Source organism: Nostoc sp., from assembly GCF_036917435.1.
Lineage (GTDB): Bacteria > Cyanobacteriota > Cyanobacteriia > Cyanobacteriales > Nostocaceae > Nostoc.
The window spans coordinates 219,911-241,919 of sequence record NZ_JBALDM010000058.1; the positions used below are offsets into that span (position 1 = coordinate 219,911).

The following is a 22,009-nucleotide window of genomic DNA, read 5'->3' on the forward strand; positions in this document are numbered from 1 at the left end:
ACTGATAATAAGTCCTCAAGTAAATGGGCAAAGAAATTTCTGAATATTTTGCAGCATCGATTGGGTGAAGACTTGATGCTTAAGACTTTATCGATGGGGGAAATGGTAGATGCTGAAGACGTTAACAACCGATTTTGAACTCGACTTAGAAACAGATGTGCTTGTGATTGGAGGCGGGCCAGCCGGAACTTGGGCGGCTTGGAATGCTGCATCAAGTGGAGCTAGAGTTATCCTCGTAGACAAAGGATACTGTGGTACGACTGGATGTGCTGCGGCATCTGGTAATGGTGTGTGGTATGTGCCACCCGGTCCAGAAGCACGAGAAACTGCAAAGGTGAGTCGGGAATCATTGGGTGGGTTTTTATCCGATCGCAACTGGATGGATCGAGTACTGGATCAGACCTATGCAAACGTCAATCAGTTAGCAGAGTGGGGTTATCCCTTCCCTACCGACGATGAAGGTAAACCATATCGGCGATCGCTGCAAGGGCCAGAATATATGCGGCTGATGCGGCGGCAAATTCAACGCGCCGGAGTCAAGATTTTAGACAACAGCCCCGCCTTAGAACTACTGGTTGATGACGATGATGCTGTTGCTGGTGCAACAGGTGTGAATCGTCAGACTGGTGATAAGTGGATAGTGCGATCGCAGTCCACAATTATCGCAACTGGCGGCTGTGCATTTCTCAGTAAAGCGTTAGGATGCAACGTCCTGACAGGGGATGGTTATTTAATGGCGGCTGAAGCTGGTGCTGAGATGTCGGGTATGGAATTTTCTAATGCTTACGGCATCTCCCCCGCCTTTTCTTCAGTTACTAAAACCCTGTTTTATAATTGGGCAACCTTCACCTACGAAGACGGTACTGTAATTCCGGGGGCAAGTTCTCATAGACGTTCAGTAATTGCCGAGACATTGCTGCAACAGCCAGTTTACGCCATCATAGACAAAGCGGCGGAATCGATGCGGGGATCTATGCGTTTAGCGCAGCCCAACTTCTTTTTACCCTTTGATCGTGCAGGGATCGATCCATTTACTCAACGTTTCCCTGTGACTCTGCGCCTAGAAGGAACTGTGCGTGGTACGGGGGGAATTCGGATTGTAGATGAGAGTTGTAGTAGTTCTGTACGGGGACTCTATGCGGCTGGAGATGCCGCTACACGGGAACTGATTTGTGGCGGATTTACTGGCGGTGGTAGCCATAATGCAGCTTGGGCAATATCTTCTGGCTATTGGTCTGGGAAATCGGCTGCTGAATATAGTCGCAGTTTGGGGGAATACAAAACTCAACGCCGTGTTAAGGGTGTTGGGGAGGTAGGATTAAAGAGCGATCGCTCTCAAGCTTTGGCAACTGATGAAATTATTCAAGCAGTCCAAGCTGAAGTATTTCCTTATGAAAAGAACTATTTCCGTACAGAACAAGGCTTAACTAAGTCTTTGGGTAAGCTAAATCATCTTTGGCAAGAACTTCGTAATAGCCAGATAAAATCAGATAAAGAACTTCCAAGAGTACGAGAAGCTGCGGCGATGGTAGCCACAGCGCGATGGATGTACAGCAGTGCCATTGAACGGAAAGAAACTCGTGGTATGCATAAACATCAAGATTATCCAGAACTTGATGCTAACCAGCAACATCATCTAATTAGTGGCGGATTAGATCGAGTTTGGGTGAAGAGTCAGCCGCTAAGTACAGAAAAGCCTTTATCTAAAATAGGAGCAGCAGTGTGATTGAGTTGGTCAGCGAATCGCGGTGCATAAAATGTAATATCTGCGTGAATATTTGTCCAACCAACGTATTTGACAGAATGCCTGATGCGCCGCCAACCATTGCCCGACAGAGTGACTGCCAAACCTGTTATATGTGCGAATTGTATTGTCCAGTTGATGCTCTTTATGTAGCACCAGAAAGTGATGTCACCACTTCAGTCAACGAGGCAGAATTGGCAGAAGTCGGGCTACTGGGTAGTTATCGGGAAAAAATCGGCTGGGGACATAAGCGCACTTCAACAGCAAAAAAAGATCAAACATTTCAAATTTTGAAGCAGATGAAATAGTGCGGCGGAGAAAATAATCATGCTGTGGTTCAAAGTAGGAGCGGGTTTTATCAGTAAAAATAAATTTACTTTAAGATTATCAACTTCAGGGGCATTGGTTATTTTCTCCCCCACTCCCGCGCTAGGTGCTTTAGCTGTCTGCTCGTTGCTGTCTTGTAGGGTGGGTGTTATTTAATCTCCACCTTACTTACCTAAATCCAAAATCTAAAATCCAAATATGACTCAACTAAAAACACTTCCCACCTACGACCCAAGTTTATTTGAGGGAGCCGCAGAGGTCTACGCTCAATATAGAACCAAATATCCACCTGCTGTATTCGATAAACTAGCCGAAATATTTCATCTCAATGGTCAAGGACGACTCCTTGATTTGGGTACTGGCCCAGGGTTAATTTCAATTGCTCTGCGAACCCAATTTGAAGAAGTTGTTGCGATCGATCCCGATCCAGAAATGATTGCAGAAGCTAAACGCCAAGCAGCAGCAGTCGGAGCAAATAATATTACTTGGTTAGAACAAGGAGCCGAGTTAATTGACTCTAGTTTAGGGAAATTTAAGTTATCCACTATTGGTAGAGCCTTCCATTGGATGGAACGCGAACTAGTGCTTGAACGCCTTTATGAATTGCTAACTGATGATGGTGGATTAGCACTGCTTCAGACTGGTGATAACCCTTGGGAAAGCAATTTACCTTGGAAACAAGCTGCTGTTGGAGTAGTAAAGAAATGGTTAGGTGAAGAACGCCGGACTGGACAACGAGGACAAGGTACTCGTAAGCCAGTCGATCCTTCTCATGAAGTTGTAATTGGCAATTCTGCTTTTGCTCGTCAAGAAAACTATGAAGTGCCGTTTGAAAAATCTTGGACTGTCGATAGTTATCTGGGCTATTTATACACAACAGCCTTCTCTCTCAAAATTTTCTATGGCAATAACGCCCCAGCATTTGAAAAGGATCTTAGAGAAGCGTTACTAGCAGTTGAGCCATCTGGACATTTTACAGAAGAACTCAAAGCTACAATCCTAGTCGCTTGGAAGCACTAGCAAAATTAAATGCTACCAAAACAGAGTTCCACTTACAAATTTTAATCTTCCACTAGCACGATATTGGAGTGGGCTTTTCTCACTCCATTTCCTAAATTTTTGCCTCCTCAATATTAAAGTCTCAGTTCCTCAAGTCTTTGCGGGGTGGGTAATACCCACTCTCTTCTCTAATTTCATAAGTAAAGTGTTTGAAACTAACCAAATATCTACTGATTGGAATTTTCAAATAAACTTTATATTGCAATTAATCACCATTATTCTAATCACCTAGAGGGGAATCAATAAAACAACCCATGCCAGCTTTAAAAGGAAAGTTTGAATTCAAAAAAAGCCCGATAACAACACGTCATTCTTTGTTATTTGCTCTGGGCTACTGCTTAATGTTATCGACGACTCTATCAAGTTGTAGTGAAGCAAAAAATAACATTCAACAGTCAGCAGCTTCTCCTGTATCTGTGGCTTCATCTAGTACTACAGAGAAGCAACTAGTGCGGATTGTACGTTCAAAACAACTTTCCGCTTTAGCAGTTTTAGAAAAGCAGGGTTCCTTAGAAAAGCGATTAGAGCCTCTGGGTTTTAAAGTACAGTGGGCTGAGTTTGCGGCTGGGCCACAACAGCTAGAAGCCCTGAATGCAAATGGATTGGATATTGCATCTACAGCCGAATCGCCTCCTATATTTTCCCAAGCAGCAGGAGCGCCCCTTGTTTATCTAGCTACTACACGCCCTAGTGGTAAAGCTATTTCACTTTTAGTTCCTGTAAATTCTCCGATTAAAACTGTTAGCGATTTGAAGGGCAAAAAAGTGGCTTTTCAGAAAGCCTCCATCGGCCACTATCTATTAGTTAAAGCATTAGAAGATGCAGGGTTGAAACTGAGCGATGTCCAATCAGTTTTTTTAGCCCCGGCAGATGCAAATGCAGCATTCAGTCAAAATAAGGTGGATGCTTGGTATATCTGGGAGCCATTCGGTACTAGAAATGAACAAAAGAAAATCGCTCGTGTTTTAGCAGATGGTGGAAAGTTGCGAGATACTGGCAACTTTTATTCAACCTCACGCCAATTTTATCAGGCTCATCCTGATGTAATCAAAGTGTTTTTAGAGGAGCTAGAAAAGTCAGAAATCTGGACTAAGGCTCATCCCAAAGAAGTAGCACAACTGCTTGCTCCTGTAACTCAGCTAGATGCACCAACTTTAGAAAAAATGCATGATAAATATGATTATGGGCTAGTACCAATTACCGATAAAGTCATTAACAAACAACAAGAGGTTGCAGATAAGTGGTACAGCCTCGGACTTATACCTAAAAAGGTGAATGTTAGAGATGGCTTTTTGACACCTGATGAGTACGCCAAAATTACTCCCTCAGACGTGTTAGCCAATAAGTAGTTACACCCAAGAAGAAATTAAAACACAGGAGAATATTATGCCTACCTCGACTTTGACAAAGGTTAAAATTAGTCCTATTGATGCCCCATTGGGAGCGATAGTTACCGATTTTGATGCCAGTGGAGCGATCGCACCTGAAGTTATATTACAGCTTAAAGAAGCTTTGCGCGATCGCCATATTTTGATATTCAAAGACCAAAAGCTCTCTGATGAGCAGCTTTTCAACTTCGCTCTCTACTTTGGCGCACTGTTTGTACCATCAGATGAAACTCCAGTATTGGCTTCTAAACCAGGAGAAACTCCGGTAGTGATTCCGATTTCCAATGTCGATGGCGGCTATACAGGTACTGGAGAACTCACTTTCCATTCTGATCACAAATGGACTCCCACTCCATCTAGTGGTTCGCTTCTTTATGCTTTGGAAATACCAACTCATGGTGGAGATACTTATTGGTTAAATACTAATTTGGCCTATGAGGCGTTAGATCAAACCACTAAAGAACGGATTGCAGATTTACAGCTAATTACCTACAACCCATTTTTACAAGATAGAAATGCACCCCGCTCTTTATATCGTTTAGACAAAAATATTCCTTTAATCAGCCCAATCTTTCCCCATCCTTTAGTTAGAACACATCCAGATAGTGGTAAAAAGCATCTTTACTTAGATGTAGCGACGGAAGTGGAAATTGTCGGGTTAGAATCACAAGAAGGATCTAAACTGATTGAACAATTAAGGCAACATCTAAATCAACCCAAGTTTTACTACCAACACAAATGGTCTGTTGGTGATATTGTCTACTGGGATAATCAAGCTACCTTGCACTACCGTCAAGCATTTGATCCAAATGAACGACGGGTTTTGAAGCGAGTCAGTCTTGCAGGTAGTCGCCCCTTTTAGATTTTATTAGTCAGACAGTTATAGGTAATTTAGCTTAATCACCTAATTGACGTAAATCTTGAAACCTCTTCCTAGTTTTACTACGCAAAACCGTCGCCCTCCGAGTCGGTGTACACACAAGTCTTTATTAAGAAGTAAAAAGTAAAAAGTAAAAAGTAAAAAGTAAAAAGATAATCCCCATAAATAAATTCAGGGGAAATGATTAAGGACGCATAAACAAGTAAAAAGATAAAAGTAAAAAGTAAAAAGAAAGATAAATTCAATATTTCTTTTGCCTTTTTACTTTTTACTTTTGCCTTGTACGGACTTATTATTTCTTGCGCTATGCGTCTCGAAATAAATGTTTTTATTTCGTTCCATAAATAAATTTAGCGAAAAGAACTGTCAAGCGGGTTTCCCGCCGTAGGAAACTTTTCAAGACAGGGGCTTCAAACCACTGCTCTTTTTCTTTATGAGTGCCTTTTTACTTTTTACTTTTGCCTTGTTCGGTGAGACGATTTGCGGTTAAGTGTTATAGCCCCTAAGAAACCTCACCCTGGTTTTACTGCGTAAAACCTTTCCCTCTCCTTACTAAGGAGAGGGATGTCCAATCTTTGACAGGGTGAGGTTTTTCTTTTGTTTTGGCTGATTCGAGCTTCTAGCGATCGCCCTCCCGGAAAGTGACAGAAGACGGGTAAGCTAAAGATATTTTTATTTTCCTACTAGATATTGCGATATGGCAGATGCTATAACTCTGACTGCACCTATCTAAGCTATAAAGGTTGTAATTTGGTAATTATGTACTAGATCAACTATTATGCAAGCAAGCTATTTAAGCTAATAATAGAGTTATTTCAATCTAGGGGATAAGAATGTGAAGGTTTGGCTTGCTTGCTTTTTGGTGCTGTTTGCCTTGGCGGAACTGTTTGACTGGTTGCAAAAATTTAATCTGCCATTACCTATCTATATTTTGGGTGGCGCTTTTTTAGCTGTTGCTTCTAACTATGATAAAATTATTGGCTCATATTTTGACGATGCAAGTATGGAAGCATCACTCGAACAACCACAATTAGATTCACTAACCCCATCTACTAATCCTATTTCTTTCCCAATTACCAATTCTGTTGAAGATGCCCAAACATCTCAAACAGATGATTAGCCGCAGAGGGCGACGTTGAATAGCCCCTTTTAGACATACTTTATCTTAACTCTATGGTTGAGGTTGCACGTTAGTTTGCTTTAATATTAGGAATATCTCAATGTTTCTAATAATCAGTAAGTAAATTGCTACATTAATAGAGAAGCTCAGGTTAATTAGCTTTTAACCTAGAGTCTGAAAATAAACTTCTGCGCCTGCAACATCTACCCAATTCGGGCTACCGCCGCAACGCTGTGATTAGTGGATTATTAGAAAAACTCCGTGTCCCCTTTGTCAAAGTTCAGGATTCCCGTGAAACCTCCAAGGGCAAAAGCTGGTTGCAAGTTATTTTATTTACTAGTGTGGGAGTAACCGCCTTTATCTGGGGAATTCGGGAACTAAAATGGTTGCAGCCTTGGGAGTTAAGAGTTTACGATCAGATGTTGCGATCGCGTCCAGCACAAAAACCTGATAAGCGAATTTTACTGGTAAAAATCACTGACGACGATCTCAAACGCGAGAAATGGATTCTATCAGATCGGACAATCAATCAGCTGTTAAAGAAAATAGAGTCTTATCAACCACGAATTGTTGGTTTATATCTTTTCCAACCAGAAAACAAGAATTTGGCAAATAATTTCCAAAATCAAGACAACATCATTACCACCTGTTTGTTCAGCAGCTTGGGTAGAGATGAAATTCCACCACCGCCCAATTTTCCTATAGATAATGTTGGGTTTAGCGATGTGGTTGCTGACAGTGAAAACGACCAAATTCTTCGCCGCACTTTGTTATTTGCTAACTCTACAGACAATAAATGTACAACATCATTCGCATTTGGAGCGCTAATAGCAATTAATTATCTGGAAAAGCAAGGCATTGAATACCAGTTTACTAAGAAAGGTAATTTTCAGTTAGGTAAAACACTGTTTCCACGTTTACAAGCTAATTCTGGTAGCTACCAACATCTGGATGCAAATGGCTATCAAATATTATTAAATTACCGTCACCCCAACGGCCTCGCCGATCAAGTAACCCTTACACAAGTCCTCAATGGCCAAGTCAACTCCAGTTTATTCAAAGACCGTCTTGTAATTATCGGCACTACAGCAACCAATCTACCTCCAGGCGGCTTTTATACACCCTACAGCGCTTTGCCAGATCAACCAGCTAAAATGCCTGCTCTGTTTATTCATGCACAGATAGCAAGTCAACTCATCAGTACAGTGTTGGATGGACGACCTCTAATTTGGTATTGGCCTGACTGGGCGGAACTTATTTGGATATGGGGCTGGTCGCTTTTAGGTGGAATCATCGCATTGCGGTGGCAAAATCCGTTGCTTTTGCTAGTGGTAGTAGGGACAACTCTGCTTGGTTTAGTAGGAATCTGCGTTGCTTTGTTTTTACAAGCCGGATGGATACCGTTAGTTCCCTCTGCTCTTGGTTTGGTGATTAGTAGTATCTGCGTGATTGCTTATACTAGCTACTACAATCAGCGACAAACTCAGGTGATTATTCTGCAAGTTGAAAAACAACAAGAAGCGATCGCACAATTAAATGTACTCTTAGAAGACAAAACAGCAATTCCTGATTCATCTCTTGATTTTCCTCCCCCAATTGATTCACCAGAAATAAAATCAGGTGATTTGCTTTTGGGTGGACGCTACAAAATCTCTCAAGTTCTGGGTGCAGGTGGATTTGGTCGCACTTATTTAGCACAGGATACTCAACTACCGGGTAATCCGATTTGTGTAGTTAAAAAGTTAATGCCAGCCCGTCAAGATACACGCTTTTTGCAAATTGCTCGCAGATTGTTTCATAGTGAAGCTGAAATATTACAATCTTTGGGTAAACATCACCAAATTCCAGAACTACTGGCTTATTTTGAAGATTGCCAAGAATTCTATTTAATTCAACAGTATATCGAAGGACATACTCTAAGTGAAGAATTACCACCTGTGCAGAATGTGCAAAATGAATCATTTGTGATGGAGATGCTCAAACAAGTTTTAGAAGTTTTAGAATTTGTTCACCAGCATCGAGTGATTCATCGTGATATCAAACCAACTAATATTATTAGATGTGTTCAAGATAATCGGTTGGTATTAATTGACTTTGGTGCTGTGAAATTAATGCAACCACCAAGCAGCGACCAAACAGAATTAGCCACAGTAGCTATCGGGACGCGGGGTTATGCACCTCCAGAACAATTTGCCGGTCATCCCCGCTTATGCAGTGACATTTACGCTTTAGGAATGATTGGTATTCAAGCTATAACGGGGATACCACCACAAGAACTTTACCCAGATCCAGAAACTGGTAATGTGATGTGGCGGGAAACGGTGCAAGTGAATGAAGAATTAGCAGCAATTTTAGATAAAATGGTTTGTTATCATTTTAGCGATCGCTATCAATCAGCCGCCGCTATTTTACAAGATTTGAAACGGATATAACTGCGATTTGTACTTAGTAATATTTAAACCGGATTCTAAGTAATTGAAAACTTTAATAAAATCCGAAATTACTTAAGCTAGTCGTAAACCATATTCATCCTGAAAAAAGTTTACAAGCCAGTCTTTGACTTTGTGGGTAGCGCGACAGTCGTCTTCGTTGTAGCTTTGGATAATTTCTAGTAAGGTGCGATCGCCTGTTTCTAGCCACTGATCGTACCAGTAAATACATTTAGCACCACTAGCTTCTTTTTCTCGCCACTCAAATCCTAACCAACGTGCGATCGCTTTTAGGGCATAACTTTCTATAGGCAATGCTACACTTTCGGTTAATTGCTCATACACATCCACAAAGCGATTGAGTACTGGACGCACTGAGGCATAAGGAGTGTTGTAAAGCTTTGCCAGCCGTTTAACCGTATCAAACTCGTAGGCACAAAAATGATAAATTGGTGCTTCGGGATATTGCCAAACCAAATCCAAAAATTGCTTCCAAATTAATTCTTCGTCTTCTGGTTTATCTGCTAAAAACGAATAAAACTTTTCTGTGTTGGCAAGTCTATCGACTACCAAAACCCCCAAAAGATAATCTAAATCTAAGTCTGGCTGTGCCTCAATATCAAAGTAAAGTTCTATGGGTGCTGTGAATGTAATCTCTTTTATTGATAGTGGGTATGGTAAAAGAAGCGGTCGTTTTTCCAGTGCTGATTTAGCTTGCACTACTAGCTTGGGTGCTACTTTTTGGTCGAAACCAAGGAGGTTTTCTAAGGTGCTGGGACTAGTGTTAGCGAGAGATTCTAGTGTGGTGATAGCTACATCTTGGAGTTGAGTGTAGCGCAGAGGTGTTATACCTGGTAATAGTGAGAGATGTTTTTCAGATTTAGCGATCGCATAACATTGACTATACCAATGGCAAAAATTACACTTTTGCCGAGAAATAAACACCTCTGGCGGATTTGGTAACTCTAAAACTTCAATGAAGTCCTCCAGAATTTGCTGCATCCGTGGCATCCATTTAAATAAATCCACGGCATAATTGCTGTTTTTGGTTCGCAATATCAGCAAAGCTGTTTCTGGTATAACTCCCTGCACTTTTGCCAACACTTGGGTATGAAATGCAGCGATAACTTGATATTCTTGTTTAGGGCGCTTACCCAGTTCAATACTAGCCGGAACATACATCCAATCTCCAAAACTCGACTGTCCTGGCTGTTTGACGAGTAAATTTGGCCGACTCAGTAGGGTATATGCTTCAGAATAATTTGCTAAGAGTACTCCTTTATAAATGTACTCAACCCCACGTTCCATCAATTCCAAAGTTGCCTTCTCTGCCTTTTCCCAGTTTCCATAAGAATAATCTGGTTGGTGATAAGTCATCTGTGCCAAAGCACCCATCTGATGAGCGATTTTATCCTGTTGCAGTTTCCGCAGCAACTCATTGGGTGCATCGCGCTGACTTTTGTCACCGTGGATATCTAGAAAAGTTCGGCGTTTACAGCGTTGGTATTGCAGTAGAAGTTCAGCATTGATTAGCATTCTTTTAAGTTAACAATAATTAGTATTATGTGGGAGTAACTCAGACAATTAATAATGGAGGGAAGTGAGGGAGATGAGAGGGTAAATTCATGGCGAATTGAAGGTTAAAATTTAAACGCAAAGGCTCGCAAAGGTTAGCGCAGAGGAACACAAAGGTCTAATCAAGGCAATTTTTTCGCTACGAGCTTGTGAAATACTGTACTAAAGGACTGACAAAAAATAAATTACCCAAAATTATTTGTACATTTTTAGGGTATCTTCTCCTAGCGCTTCTACAATGGAATGTTTTTTAACTGGAAGTCCCTAATCTAAAATCCAAATTCTCAAATTGATATGACTAGTATTTCTGTCGCCCAAACTAAGTTACATAGCCATCGAGAGCAATTTCCCGCTTTAGCCAATAAGACTTATTTCAATTATGGCGGACAAGGGCCGATGCCCCAAAGGGCAATGGATGCGATGACCGAAACTCAAGCTTATGTTCAGCAAATAGGCCCCTTTGGAAATGAGGCGTATCGCTGGATAGCACCGCAGACTCAAGCCGCTAGAGTTGCGATCGCTTCGGAGTTACATGCACCAAGCGAAACAATTACTCTTACCCAGAATGTCACAGTTGGCTGTAATATCGCCATGTGGGGTATAGATTGGCATTCTGGCGACCATATACTACTCTCAGACTGCGAACATCCAGGCATAATTGCCACAACGCAGGAAATCGCCCGGAGATTTGCGGTAGAAGTTACCACTTGTCCCCTAAAGGCGACTTTAAATGAGGGCGATTCTGTAAAAATTATTGCCCAACACTTACGCCCTAATACCCGTCTTGTAATATTAAGTCATGTTTTCTGGAATACTGGTCAAGTTTTACCTCTTGATAAAATTGCCGAAGTATGCAGAAATAATCATTCTTTTTTATTGATAGATGCTGCCCAATCTGTTGGCTTGTTGCCTTTAAACTTGACAGAATTGGGTGCAGATTTTTATGCTTTCACTGGTCACAAATGGTTATGTGGCCCTGCGGGTGCTGGTGGTTTGTATGTTCGCCCAGAAGCACGAGAAAGCCTGAAACCTACGTTTATTGGCTTAAATGGGATTGTTGTGGATAGTGAATCTCAGCCTGTAGGCTGGCTTCCAGATGGGCGACGGTATGAAGTGTCTACATTAGCTTATCCATTGTATGTTGGGTTAAAGGAAGCGATCGCAATTCATCAGCAATGGGGAACGTCACAGGAACGTTACGAGCAAATTTGTCAAAATAGTGAGTATCTTTGGCGGCGTTTAGTGGCGTTACCCGATGTTAAATGTTTGCGAACTTCACCACCCGAAAGCGGTATAGTCTCCTTCCAACTTACAAATAATCAGCCTCAAGCTAATCTCAAATTAGTGCAGTTTTTAGACTCAAAAAACATATTAACTCGCACAATTGCCGATCCTAGCTGTATACGCGCCACCATCCATTATCTGACTTTAGAATCGGAAATCGACCAACTGGTTGAGGCAATTCAAAGTTTTTGCAAAAATAGTTAAAAAGTATGAGTTATATAGCGCTTCTCGAATGGAAGCAATACACTTTGACCTCTCTCCAAACCTCTCTCCTAAAAGGAGAGAGGCTTTGAATCTTACTCCCCTTCCCTTGTAGGGAAGGGGCTGGGGGTTAGGTCTGTATTTCGTGCAATTGACAACTGCTATAAGCTATCACTGTGAAAATTATAATTTTCATACCTAACTCTGCCAATTTTGGATTGAATTAAAAATCTAAAATCTAAAATCCCAAATTGAATGACTTCTACCTTTAAAATGGAACGCCCAATATTATACTTAGCCATCACTAGCCACGGCTTTGGACATGCTACCCGCATGGCTTCTGTCGCTGCGACAATTCAAAAGTTATGTCCAGAAGTTCTGCTAATTCTTGTAACCACTGCCCCACGCTGGTTGCTAGAGTGCTATATAGAAGGCGATTTTATCTATCGTCCCCGTGCATTTGATTTGGGTGTGGTGCAAACAGATAGTTTGACAATGGATAAAGTAGCGACTTTAGAAAAGTTGCTAGATATTAAGAAACATCAAAATTCGCTCATTGCCTCAGAAGTTAATTTTATCCGCCAAAATCGCGTTAATCTCATTTTGGCAGATATTCCTTTCCTGGCCCCTGGGTTTGCCAAAGGTGCAAATATTCCCTGCTGGATGATGAGTAACTTTGGCTGGGACTTTATCTATCGAGATTGGGGGGGTGAATTTACAGCGATCGCAGATTGGATTAGTGATTGGTACTCAAAGTGCGATCGCTTATTTCGTCTTCCCTTCCACGAACCGATGCAAGCTTTTCACAATATCACAGATGTTGGTCTAACAGGTGGTTCCCCCCGTTACTCTACTGATGATTTACGTTCTCTTTGGGGAATAACCGCACCAGTCGAAAAAACTATTTTATTGACATTTGGCGGCTTGGGTTTGCAGCAAATACCCTACGATAACCTGCGACGATTCCCCGATTGGCAATTTATCATCTTCGATCAATCAGCGCCTGATTTACATAATATAGTGAAAATTAGCGATGCCGATGGCAAGCGCGAAGCGCTACGCAAATATCGCCCTGTAGATTTTATGCCTATTTGTGGTCGAGTTGTCTCTAAACCTGGTTACAGTACTTTTTCTGAAGCCACAATACTAAACGTGCCTATTGTTACCATACCGCGTGCAGATTTTGCTGAAGCAACTTTTATAGTAGAAGGCATAACTAATTATAACCAGCATCAAATCATTACCCCATCTGAGTTTTTTCAAGGTTCTTGGGATTTTCTGCATGAGTTACCCCAAGCACCAAAGCAATCTCAACCTATTGCTAAGGATGGTAATGAAGCGATCGCTAAAGCGGTTCTCAATTATTTACAGACCAAGTAAAGTTATTCAAAACAATATAAATTAATATATAGAATGCCAACCAACATGATCCGACAACAAAATTAAGTAGATTCAACAGCTAATTAGCTTTTATAGCGTTTCTTAATCATATGAGGTACATCATAGCCCTCTCCTCGCTTGCGGGGAGGGGGTTGGGGGTGGGTTCTTATACTTCACTCAACTGAGAACTGCTATAGTGTCATCAATAATTACTGTTTTAAATGACTCATTACCAAAAATTACTAAAAATTTCCACTGTTGCCAAATCTTTTTACAATATTACCCCTAAGATTGAAGCCGCAGTTGCAGAATCGGGGGTTGAAATTGGTCTTTGTACTTTATTTTTGCGCCACACTTCAGCCAGTTTAGTCATCCAAGAAAATGCCGATCCTGATGTTCTTGTAGATTTAGCTAATTTTATGGCAAAACTCGTCCCAGAATCAGCCAAATACATCCACGATGCAGAAGGTGCCGATGATATGCCAGCACACATTCGTACCGCACTCACCCACACTTCTGAACATATCCCCATTAATCGAGGTTATCTAGTACTGGGAACTTGGCAGGGAATTTATATCTGGGAACATCGCCAGCGTAGTCATTTAAGAGAATTGGTTATCCATATTTCTGGATAGCCGATTCTCAAGTTTTATTTAAGGTAGAGTTTAAATACTCTGGTTATTCTAGCTACCCTTTGGATATAATCTCATAAACTCGCGGCGATCTGCATTAAACAAATTTCGCCGTGATAGCTTTGCAATGATAATTATTGATGCGGAATTAATTAGATATAATCTGTTAAAGAATTAGTATAACTTTGTAAAGTTGAAAGTTAAGTTTTTTTTGCTTATTTAATAATTTTCTTATTTCGATATAAACTAATAATTAGTGTAAGCTGTTTGGGTTATTTCAATTACTATGAAGCAAGAACTCACACCAACTCATACTTTCCAATATATTGATGAAATACTTGCCCAACAGTCTATTCGTTTGTTATCACTTAACCCTCAAAAGACATTAAGTACCAGTTTTGCAGAATTGGAAAATTTAATTACTGAGCAAAACACCGATATTCAACTTCTTACAAATCTCCAAGAAACTATTGAAAGTATAGTCCGTACTCAGTTGCAAAACTTCCCAGAAAACATATTTTGGGATTTTGATTTTCTAGTCAGTAGTATGATTAGACAGGCTTTAGCAGCAGATGAGGGTGCTATTCCTTTTTTAAAAGTTTTTGGTCAAAAAATGGTTACTCTGATAGAAATGTTCGGAACTAAAACAGAAATTCGTTTCCGTTACGTTCACGATTTTATCTATGGGTTTGAGTGGGCAAGGTGGGTACAAAAAGAGCCGCAAAATCGCGCCCACATAGAGCCTTTTAGTTTGGTTTTTTTAGATTATTTGCTCGCCAAAGGTAAGGAACTTTTACAACGGATTAGTCACGGGCAGGTTACATCTTATAAACTATGTGATACAGGCTACCGCAATCCCTTCACATTTTCTCGTGAACCAGAAGATGAATATCGTCTGCTAACTTATCTAGCTGAGGAGCAACTTATCCCCATAGCGGTATGGAATTGGAATGCTAGCCCTGTATGGAACAAACCTTTTCAAGAAATGCGCCAGCAATTAGCATTAAAATTAAATATTCAACCACAAAGACACTGATTCGTCATGCGTAATTAAGTAATATAACTGGGATTTAAACCCCCAGAATTGTTTGAAAATTGCTGAAGAAAATAATTATGAAAATTGCTGATTTAATTACTTGGTTTGAAGCATGGGCTAATCCTGCGTGGTGTGAAAGCTGGGATAATTGTGGCTGGCAGATTGAACCAGGAGTTTTGCAGGAAAAAGCACGGGTTTTGGTATGTTTGACACCGACTTTGGCAGTAATGGAAGAAGCGATCGCAGAAAATGCTAATGTGATATTTGCCCATCATCCCTTGATTTTTAATCCTCTCAAATCTTTACGCACTGGTGAAGCGATCGCGGAAATGGTACGGTTAGCTTTTACCCACAATATTGGTATTTACAGCGCTCACACCAATTTCGATCAAGTGCAGGATGGGACTGCTGACGTTTTAGCTCAAATTTTAGAACTCAAAGAAGTTACTCCCATAGTACCCACACAAGGAGGATTAGGATATGGTCGTGTTGGTTTGCTAGAGCCATTTTTGACACTACAGGAATTACTCGCAACCATTCAAACCCAACTTAATCCACCTAATTTGATTTTTTCCCCCAGTGCTGATTTACAGCAAACAATTTCACGAGTTGCTGTTTTGGGTGGTTCGGGGGCTGGTTACATTTCAGCCGTCGCAAAAACTGGTGCTGAGGCTTATCTGACTTCTGACTGCAAGTTTCATCAATTTCAAGAAAGCCGCGATCGTAACATTATCTTAATTGATGCTGGACATTACGCTACCGAACGCCCAGCTTGCGATCGCTTGGTGCAAAAATTCCAGTCTTTAAACCTAGACTGGGCACAACTAAGTCAAAAGGATGAAGATTTCCGCCAGTTTTTTGCTTGATTGTTTGTGTCTCACTAGATTTTTTAAATGCTTGCTTAAAAGTTTCCCACATCGTCTACCACTATTAATACTTAAGGAATTTGTATAAAAAATCTGCTACATATACCAAATATTATCAGCATAAGTTGATATTTCCTACCATTTATGTGATATAAATCACTCCTTGGGTGTAACTATAATCACATGATATCAATGTCCTATATCAATTAACTGCACAAGAAAATGTTCCACACTTGAGATAACAAATTGTTTACTCTGCTCTAACCAAGATGATTCGCACAATCATTGAATCTGCTTTCCAAACTGGATATCTTAGTGTTGAATCTGAGGGTTTACTTCATCAAGTACTGGCGACTAAATGCTATCAGTCAGAGGATTTGTCAGCCCTCGCAGCCTTATATGATGCAGTTCGTGCAGGTAAAATTAAACGAGAAGCATCCTCGTCGAACGTGTTCATGGAATTTCCTTTGCCACATAAATCTTGCTAATACTCTAAAAAAGCAGAGGAACTGAGGAAAGTTTGCTATAAGTATTTTTACTTATTTAATACCCTTTTATATTTATAAAATCCTCTAAATATCTTTAAATGTATTTATGGGCATTTCTCTTGCCCTCTGCCTCCTGCCTCTTTATTCCTCATCAGGCAAAAAATCTTAAAAATTAAAAACTCTTTGGGTGTTGTTGTTGAAAACTATCAAGGTCAGCAAAAGAATGAGTTAAGATCAGATACAAGTGGGTAAAACTAAAGCCGAGTCCCCGGACTTCCCAAAAATGCCAATGAGTAAAAGTAGGGAAATTAAACAACCGCAATTCACGATTGTTTTGGAGTATTATTTGTTACATAATGGTAAGAATGACTCAGCATAAAATATGAGCCTGCTTAGGACAGGTTGCGAATTGTTTGACTTCTATGAAGCTGACATTCCGTAAAACGAGCCGGAAGGAGATAATTTCATTACTAGAACAACCATTGATTTATAATTCAACATTTCCCGATATTTTGACAACTACAAGCAAATTTTGGGATTGGGTCATGAAGCGTACTTGTTCTCAAAGATGAAATTAACCTCTTAAAGGTGTAATGTAATGGGGTAGAACCCAGATTTTGAAAGGTTTAACTACGTTGTTTAAAAAGGCAGAAACAATACATGCTACACCGCAAGATTTATCAACTGTGTTGCGATGGGCGCGAGGTATGTGTTTTCTTGCGGGACCAGCAACGCTGGATTGAACGCGCCCGCATCATAGACATAGAGGGAGATTTAGTTACCCTACGCTATGAAACAGAAGAAGAGGACGAAGTTTGTTCTTGGGAAGAAATGGTTCGCCTTGAGAGCATTGGTGCAGTAACGCAAAAACTGGCTTCAGTACCGCGCGGAAATGTGGAACCTCTGATGACTGAAGATTGTCCCGAAGCAGAGCGCATCCACAACCGTTACACTGACTCAAATCCAGAATAATTAGTTCTGAGTGCTGAGTTCCGAGTGCTGAGTAATAAATCCTAACTCAGTACTCAGGACTCAGGATTAGATAAGCCTTCAAAAGCAGGACAGTAACCTTCGAGGGTTACTTTAAAGTTATACAATGGCGAAGCTGGGTTCCAACATCTCTGCCCTCTTTGGTGTCGGCAAGTACCGCAACAGTCTACATCTGTCCATGTGTAGCGATCGCTATTTTGACTAAGAAGTTCTCGTTGAGACAATCCCCTTAAGACTAGTTCTTCACCTTGCCAACGAGCCTCGATTAAACCAGTATCGGCAAATTGCCGCCAACGCGGATCGCCAGTAATCATATTTGGTAAGGTGATTGTGATTACTGTTCCTAACTCTGTTAATTCACCTTCATAGTTAGTTTCTGGTGCTGCCGGTTGTAAAAATGTATCGCCGATAGGCAATTCTACTAAAGTGTTAGCCGCCGGAGAATGTATATGGTAGCGGTTTTGCAACTCCTCTAAGCTAGTCAAGTCTGCTAAGTAAGCAGGAGAACCGTGGACAAAAATGACATGCTGGGGTCGCAAATTATGAATTAGCTGCGTAGTACCAGGGCCATCGCTATGTTGAGCTAAGAGATAAGTTTCGACAGTGGTAGGTGCTAAATATTCTTTATTAACTTTTATATCAATTTTTTCTGGTAGAAGAATCAGCCAAGGGCCTGTATCTAGTTGGCAGTGCTTACCCAAATCATCTGTAGAGTCGGTGAGGACAATACAAGGTGACTTGCCCACTGTGGGACGATGTTCTGCCTGTAAACGACGCACGCGGGGACGCACCCGTTCATCCCAAAATAAGGGTTGATGGCGGGCAAAATTCTGTACAGATGGAGGAAGGTGGGGTAGAAGTTCTAAATAGGCATCACAACCAGTTGCAACAGCACCATCCACCCAAATATCTAAATCTCGTCCAGTGAAGTGATGATGAGAGCGTAATAGCATTAACATCTCTTGACCCAATCCTAAGGCAGGAGTGGGCAGGATGACAGAACAATGGTCAGCGATCGCGCGATTGATTCGCTCTGCTAGTTGATTTTCTTGGTTACGGCGGTGAGGATGACGGGATGTGCCATAACTACCTTCAATGATTAGGACATCTAAATCTAAACCCCGCAGTTCTTCTAAACGCAAACCTTCTACCAAGCGGGAGTTTGATAAGAAAAAATCTCCCGTGTACAGTAGCTTGTAGGTACGCTGCTTGGTAGTATAGGTAAGGAGAATTGCCACTGCCCCTGGTAGATGCCCGGCGGGAAATAATTCTACTACTAAACCATCTTGGAATTCCACAGGCGATCGCAACGGCAAAGCATGACAAAATTTGGAAATTTCCTCAGCATCTTGATCTAACCAATTCAGTGGCAGTAACTTGCTGGTTACTTCGCTACCATAAATAGGTAACTTGGGAAAAGCTTTATGCAGTGACAGTAAGCCTCTGGCATGATCTGGGTGGGCATGACTAATCAAAACTAAATCTGCTGGCAGGGGCGAACTAGTTCCACGTTCCGACTTAGTAAGCCCCTTAGCCAGCGATGAAATATCCTCCATACCACAATCCAATAGGATGCGGTGTGGGCCCATCTTCACCAGTAAACACACGCCCTCATCGTCATGCTGGACACTATAGGGCAAACATTCTAATTCACTACCCGCCTCCACACCATCTACGCTAGAGGATGCCGACAGATTATCCCTCATGCTCTCCTCCCCTCAAATCTCATCATGGACACATCCCAAAAGCCAAAAATTACACAAATTTTGGTTTTGTGACTTAGGGGTAAGTTTTATAGTGCGCCCCTACACCCTGAGAATACGGATTTTTGATTGGGGAGGAGGCCTCCAGCGAACCCGCACTGGTTCGGAAAGGTGGGCTAAATAAAAAGCCATCAAACTAGGAGCTAAAGGAGTTTGCCTTTTGTGTACTTTCCTTTTGCAAGTTTTGAGCGCTCTTAGCTAACTCACCATAAAGGAAGCCGCCCAAGCATCTACAGATTTATCTCAATGTGCGGAACCATTGCCGTGATAGTTATCGGAATCATAGAATCCATTCTTCGTGCCAAAAAATAAGCACGAAAGCGTAAATATAACTGTCAATCCAGCTAGAATCAGCTTTACATCCATTTGCTTGCTGCCCCTTATTCAAGACTTTCTTATATTAATTTAGTGCTTCCGCAATCAAACGTAATCACTAGAAAATCTTTACTATGCTTATATGGATTGGGCAATAAGTGAATTTACCACAATCAGTCAGATTGTAAAACCTTTCGGTTCACCTGTCCATCTATCTAGATGTTAAGCAATGTAACAGCAGCAGCAATTTTCTACAAACCGTAAAAATCCTCATCTAGAATCTGGTCAATGGAAAAAAGACAAACGCTAGGATACTCACTTTCCTGGGGTATCCAAACCCCAAACTTAGCTAGCTTACTTTCTTTAAATAAATATACTCCCCTACTCCCCGGTTAGAGTGTTATCTACAACAAGTTTGTGATGGAAAACAGCCGTTGCTTATCTATTTTCTGAAGCTTAATTTTTTCGGCGTAGAAAGCTTGATAATAAGATTTATAACGCTCTGGTTCGGTTTCGGGATCGGTTTGTTGCCATAGTTCCAAAAAGTGACGATAGCGTTTTTCAAGCATGACTAAATCCATGCAAGCGATCGCAGCTTGAACGACTTGCGGAGTCCGAGGTATTTCTATCTTCCATTTCTCGTTCAGATGAAACAGATGCGACACTAATCCTAATTCTTCAGACGATTCTAGGTATCTGTTTTGCAAAGTTGATATTAAATCTAGCTGTTCTTGGGCTGTTTCTAAAATCTGTTGCCATAAAAATCGGTGGTGGGAAAGGCTAAATTGTAAATCTCGCTCCTCTAGTTCGGCAATAATTGCTTGACGCTGTTCAGGACAATGTAAGTAAATCCTTAGTAATAACCCCTCTGCGTGTTCTAAAAGGCTGCGTTCTGTAGGAAGTGGGGAATGGGAAACTTTGCTACTTCCCCATGCTTTCTTCGCTGATACGGGTTTAGTGTATGTAGCGCCAACTGGAGCAATTTGAGTTAGTAGATTTTCGACTCGCAGGGGTATAAGTCTGGTATCTCCCAAGCTGAGTATTTCTGCACAGTAAGAAACGTAATAATTTCGTGTATCGCTGTTAGCTATATTTTTAAGTAATTTGACTAATTGCTGAGTTACCTGCTGAAAATCAGTAGCCTGTTTCAAATCCCGATCTTGAATAATCTGCTGAATCTGCCAGTCTAACCAAAGTGGCGCATTTTTTAGCAGTTCTCCATAATCTTCGGGAGTGTGACTATGCAAATATTCATCAGCATCTTTACCATCGGGTAAATTGAGAATTTTTAGCTGAACTTCGCCCTTGTATGCTAGTTCGGAAATTTCACCGATCGCACGTTCGGCGGCATTGGTTCCGGCTTTATCAGCATCAAAGTTGAGTATTAGTTGTTTCGATTCGGTGTAGCGTAATATTAGCCGGACTTGTTCTAAGCTTAAAGCTGTACCGAGGGAGGCGATAGCGTTATTAATACCAACAGCGTGGAGAGCGATCGCATCAAAATATCCCTCTACCACCACAGCTTGATCGAGTTGGGAAATCCCACCTTTGGCTTGATCGAGGGCAAATAATGTTTTACCTTTACTAAAAAGTTCCGTTTCTGGTGAATTCAGATATTTAGGCTGTTCATCAGTGAGGGTTCTTCCACCAAAGGCAATGACGCGCCCTTGAACATCACGGATGGGAATCATTAAGCGATCGCGGAACACATCATAATAACCGCCTCCTTCCTTGCGTGGCTTAATTAATCCCGCTTTTTCTAGTATCTGCGCTGGGTAATGTTTATCTTCCACTAGGTAACGATAGAGAGTTTCCCAACCTGCGGGGGCATAACCTAAGCCAAATTGCTGTATAGTTTCTTCTTTAAGTTGGCGGTTAGATTGCAAATATTGAAGTGCCTTTTGCCCTTGGGATTGTCTCAAGGCATGTTGATAAAACTGTGCGGACGTTGCCAGTACTTCATATAACTGCTCACGCAAAGATAGCTGACGCTGTAATTCTTGGCGTTGTTCGGGTTCTAGAGTTTGCACTGGTACTTGGTAACGCCGTGCTAAATCCAGCACCACATCAGGAAAAGAACGCTTTCCCAACTCCATGACAAACTTAATGGCATTTCCCGTAGCTTGACAGCCGAAGCAATAGTACATTTGCTTAGTCTGGCTGACGGTGAAACTAGGAGATTTCTCATCGTGAAAAGGGCATAAACCGACAAAATCCTTTCCACGTTTGCGTAAAACTACGTATTCTGAGACGACATCTACAATATCAGCCCGTAGTTTAACTTCCTCAATTGTATCCGGGTGCAAGCGGGGGATTTGCATATTTTGTCATTCATTGGGAATTGGGAATTGGGAATTGGGCATGGGGCATTAAGGAACGTGGATTAAATAAAATGCAAAACTTCATCCTGTCTCTAGCTTCCCTCTCCTTTACAAGGAGAGGGATTGAGGGTGAGGTAAGCCAAGGACATAAACTGTATGTTATTTAATTCTTGTTCCTAACTTTGAAAAAAGGACAAAGGACAGAGGACAA

17 protein-coding genes are annotated in these 22,009 nt (G+C 41.2%); 14 read left to right on the forward strand and 3 right to left on the reverse strand.

The window, feature by feature from the left end:
• The first annotated feature begins 109 nt into the window (after positions 1-109).
• The 7 genes from V7K98_RS28390 (at position 110) to V7K98_RS28420 (ending at position 8,950) form a co-directional block, all read left to right on the forward strand.
• A complete protein-coding gene (locus V7K98_RS28390) occupies positions 110-1,726 on the forward strand; it encodes an FAD-binding protein (RefSeq protein ID WP_335028093.1) in 1,617 nt (538 codons plus the stop codon).
• The gene (locus V7K98_RS28395; protein ID WP_335028095.1) at positions 1,723-2,052 is read left to right on the forward strand and encodes a ferredoxin family protein; all 330 of its coding nucleotides are present in this window, start codon (positions 1,723-1,725) and stop codon (positions 2,050-2,052) included. The genes V7K98_RS28390 and V7K98_RS28395 overlap by 4 nt, the downstream gene beginning before the upstream one ends.
• 217 nt (positions 2,053-2,269) lie before the next feature.
• Entirely contained in the window at positions 2,270-3,091 is an 822-nt protein-coding gene (locus V7K98_RS28400; RefSeq protein WP_335028097.1) for a class I SAM-dependent methyltransferase, read from the forward strand.
• Positions 3,092-3,384: 293 nt separating this feature from the next.
• Positions 3,385-4,479 carry an aliphatic sulfonate ABC transporter substrate-binding protein gene (locus tag V7K98_RS28405; RefSeq protein WP_335028099.1) on the forward strand — a complete coding sequence of 365 codons (1,095 nt, stop codon included), beginning with the start codon at positions 3,385-3,387 and terminating at the stop codon, positions 4,477-4,479.
• A 37-nt stretch (positions 4,480-4,516) separates the two neighbouring features.
• Entirely contained in the window at positions 4,517-5,380 is an 864-nt protein-coding gene (locus tag V7K98_RS28410; protein ID WP_335028101.1) for a TauD/TfdA dioxygenase family protein, read from the forward strand.
• Between the two features lie 853 nt (positions 5,381-6,233).
• Positions 6,234-6,518 carry a hypothetical protein gene (locus tag V7K98_RS28415; RefSeq protein ID WP_335028103.1) on the forward strand — a complete coding sequence of 95 codons (285 nt, stop codon included), beginning with the start codon at positions 6,234-6,236 and terminating at the stop codon, positions 6,516-6,518.
• Between the two features lie 233 nt (positions 6,519-6,751).
• On the forward strand, positions 6,752-8,950 hold the full coding sequence (locus V7K98_RS28420) for a CHASE2 domain-containing serine/threonine-protein kinase (protein ID WP_335028105.1): 2,199 nt from the start codon (positions 6,752-6,754) through the stop codon (positions 8,948-8,950).
• Positions 8,951-9,022: 72 nt separating this feature from the next.
• On the opposite strand, the gene V7K98_RS28425 is transcribed toward V7K98_RS28420, so the two are convergent.
• A complete protein-coding gene (locus V7K98_RS28425; RefSeq protein WP_335028107.1) occupies positions 9,023-10,483 on the reverse strand; it encodes a TM0106 family RecB-like putative nuclease in 1,461 nt (486 codons plus the stop codon).
• 333 nt (positions 10,484-10,816) lie between these two features.
• On the opposite strand from V7K98_RS28425, the gene V7K98_RS28430 reads away from it, so the two are divergent.
• From V7K98_RS28430 to V7K98_RS28460, 7 genes are all read left to right on the forward strand, one after another.
• Positions 10,817-12,010: an aminotransferase class V-fold PLP-dependent enzyme gene (locus V7K98_RS28430; protein ID WP_335028110.1), complete on the forward strand. Its 1,194-nt coding sequence runs from the start codon at positions 10,817-10,819 to the stop codon at positions 12,008-12,010.
• 270 nt (positions 12,011-12,280) lie between these two features.
• Positions 12,281-13,387, forward strand: a complete 1,107-nt coding sequence (locus V7K98_RS28435; protein ID WP_335028193.1) for a glycosyl transferase — start codon at positions 12,281-12,283, stop codon at positions 13,385-13,387.
• Positions 13,388-13,608: 221 nt separating this feature from the next.
• Positions 13,609-14,022: a secondary thiamine-phosphate synthase enzyme YjbQ gene (locus V7K98_RS28440; RefSeq protein ID WP_335028112.1), complete on the forward strand. Its 414-nt coding sequence runs from the start codon at positions 13,609-13,611 to the stop codon at positions 14,020-14,022.
• Positions 14,023-14,305: 283 nt separating this feature from the next.
• Positions 14,306-15,055, forward strand: a complete 750-nt coding sequence (locus V7K98_RS28445) for a hypothetical protein (protein ID WP_335028114.1) — start codon at positions 14,306-14,308, stop codon at positions 15,053-15,055.
• Between the two features lie 77 nt (positions 15,056-15,132).
• Entirely contained in the window at positions 15,133-15,921 is a 789-nt protein-coding gene (locus V7K98_RS28450; RefSeq protein WP_335028116.1) for a Nif3-like dinuclear metal center hexameric protein, read from the forward strand.
• 269 nt (positions 15,922-16,190) lie between these two features.
• Positions 16,191-16,409: a hypothetical protein gene (locus V7K98_RS28455; protein ID WP_335028118.1), complete on the forward strand. Its 219-nt coding sequence runs from the start codon at positions 16,191-16,193 to the stop codon at positions 16,407-16,409.
• A gap of 660 nt (positions 16,410-17,069) precedes the next feature.
• Positions 17,070-17,381 carry a DUF6679 family protein gene (locus V7K98_RS28460; RefSeq protein ID WP_012408115.1) on the forward strand — a complete coding sequence of 104 codons (312 nt, stop codon included), beginning with the start codon at positions 17,070-17,072 and terminating at the stop codon, positions 17,379-17,381.
• 53 nt (positions 17,382-17,434) lie between these two features.
• On the opposite strand, the gene V7K98_RS28465 is transcribed toward V7K98_RS28460, so the two are convergent.
• Together V7K98_RS28465 and dnaG are read right to left on the reverse strand one after the other, a co-directional pair.
• A complete protein-coding gene (locus V7K98_RS28465; RefSeq protein ID WP_335028120.1) occupies positions 17,435-19,105 on the reverse strand; it encodes an MBL fold metallo-hydrolase in 1,671 nt (556 codons plus the stop codon).
• A 776-nt stretch (positions 19,106-19,881) separates the two neighbouring features.
• Positions 19,882-21,798, reverse strand: a complete 1,917-nt coding sequence (gene dnaG, locus V7K98_RS28470) for a DNA primase (protein ID WP_335028122.1) — start codon at positions 21,796-21,798, stop codon at positions 19,882-19,884.
• Positions 21,799-22,009 lie beyond the last annotated feature (211 nt).

Coding starts and splice junctions, on each gene's coding strand:
- V7K98_RS28390 (WP_335028093.1), top strand. CDS start 110: ATGCTGAAGACGTTAACAACCGATTTTGAACTCGACTTAGAAACAGAT.
- V7K98_RS28400 (WP_335028097.1), top strand. CDS start 2,270: ATGACTCAACTAAAAACACTTCCCACCTACGACCCAAGTTTATTTGAG.
- V7K98_RS28405 (WP_335028099.1), top strand. CDS start 3,385: ATGCCAGCTTTAAAAGGAAAGTTTGAATTCAAAAAAAGCCCGATAACA.
- V7K98_RS28410 (WP_335028101.1), top strand. CDS start 4,517: ATGCCTACCTCGACTTTGACAAAGGTTAAAATTAGTCCTATTGATGCC.
- V7K98_RS28425 (WP_335028107.1), bottom strand. CDS start 10,483: ATGCTAATCAATGCTGAACTTCTACTGCAATACCAACGCTGTAAACGC.
- V7K98_RS28430 (WP_335028110.1), top strand. CDS start 10,817: ATGACTAGTATTTCTGTCGCCCAAACTAAGTTACATAGCCATCGAGAG.
- V7K98_RS28435 (WP_335028193.1), top strand. CDS start 12,281: ATGGAACGCCCAATATTATACTTAGCCATCACTAGCCACGGCTTTGGA.
- V7K98_RS28440 (WP_335028112.1), top strand. CDS start 13,609: ATGACTCATTACCAAAAATTACTAAAAATTTCCACTGTTGCCAAATCT.
- V7K98_RS28445 (WP_335028114.1), top strand. CDS start 14,306: ATGAAGCAAGAACTCACACCAACTCATACTTTCCAATATATTGATGAA.
- V7K98_RS28450 (WP_335028116.1), top strand. CDS start 15,133: ATGAAAATTGCTGATTTAATTACTTGGTTTGAAGCATGGGCTAATCCT.
- V7K98_RS28455 (WP_335028118.1), top strand. CDS start 16,191: ATGATTCGCACAATCATTGAATCTGCTTTCCAAACTGGATATCTTAGT.
- V7K98_RS28460 (WP_012408115.1), top strand. CDS start 17,070: ATGCTACACCGCAAGATTTATCAACTGTGTTGCGATGGGCGCGAGGTA.
- V7K98_RS28465 (WP_335028120.1), bottom strand. CDS start 19,105: ATGAGGGATAATCTGTCGGCATCCTCTAGCGTAGATGGTGTGGAGGCG.
- dnaG (WP_335028122.1), bottom strand. CDS start 21,798: ATGCAAATCCCCCGCTTGCACCCGGATACAATTGAGGAAGTTAAACTA.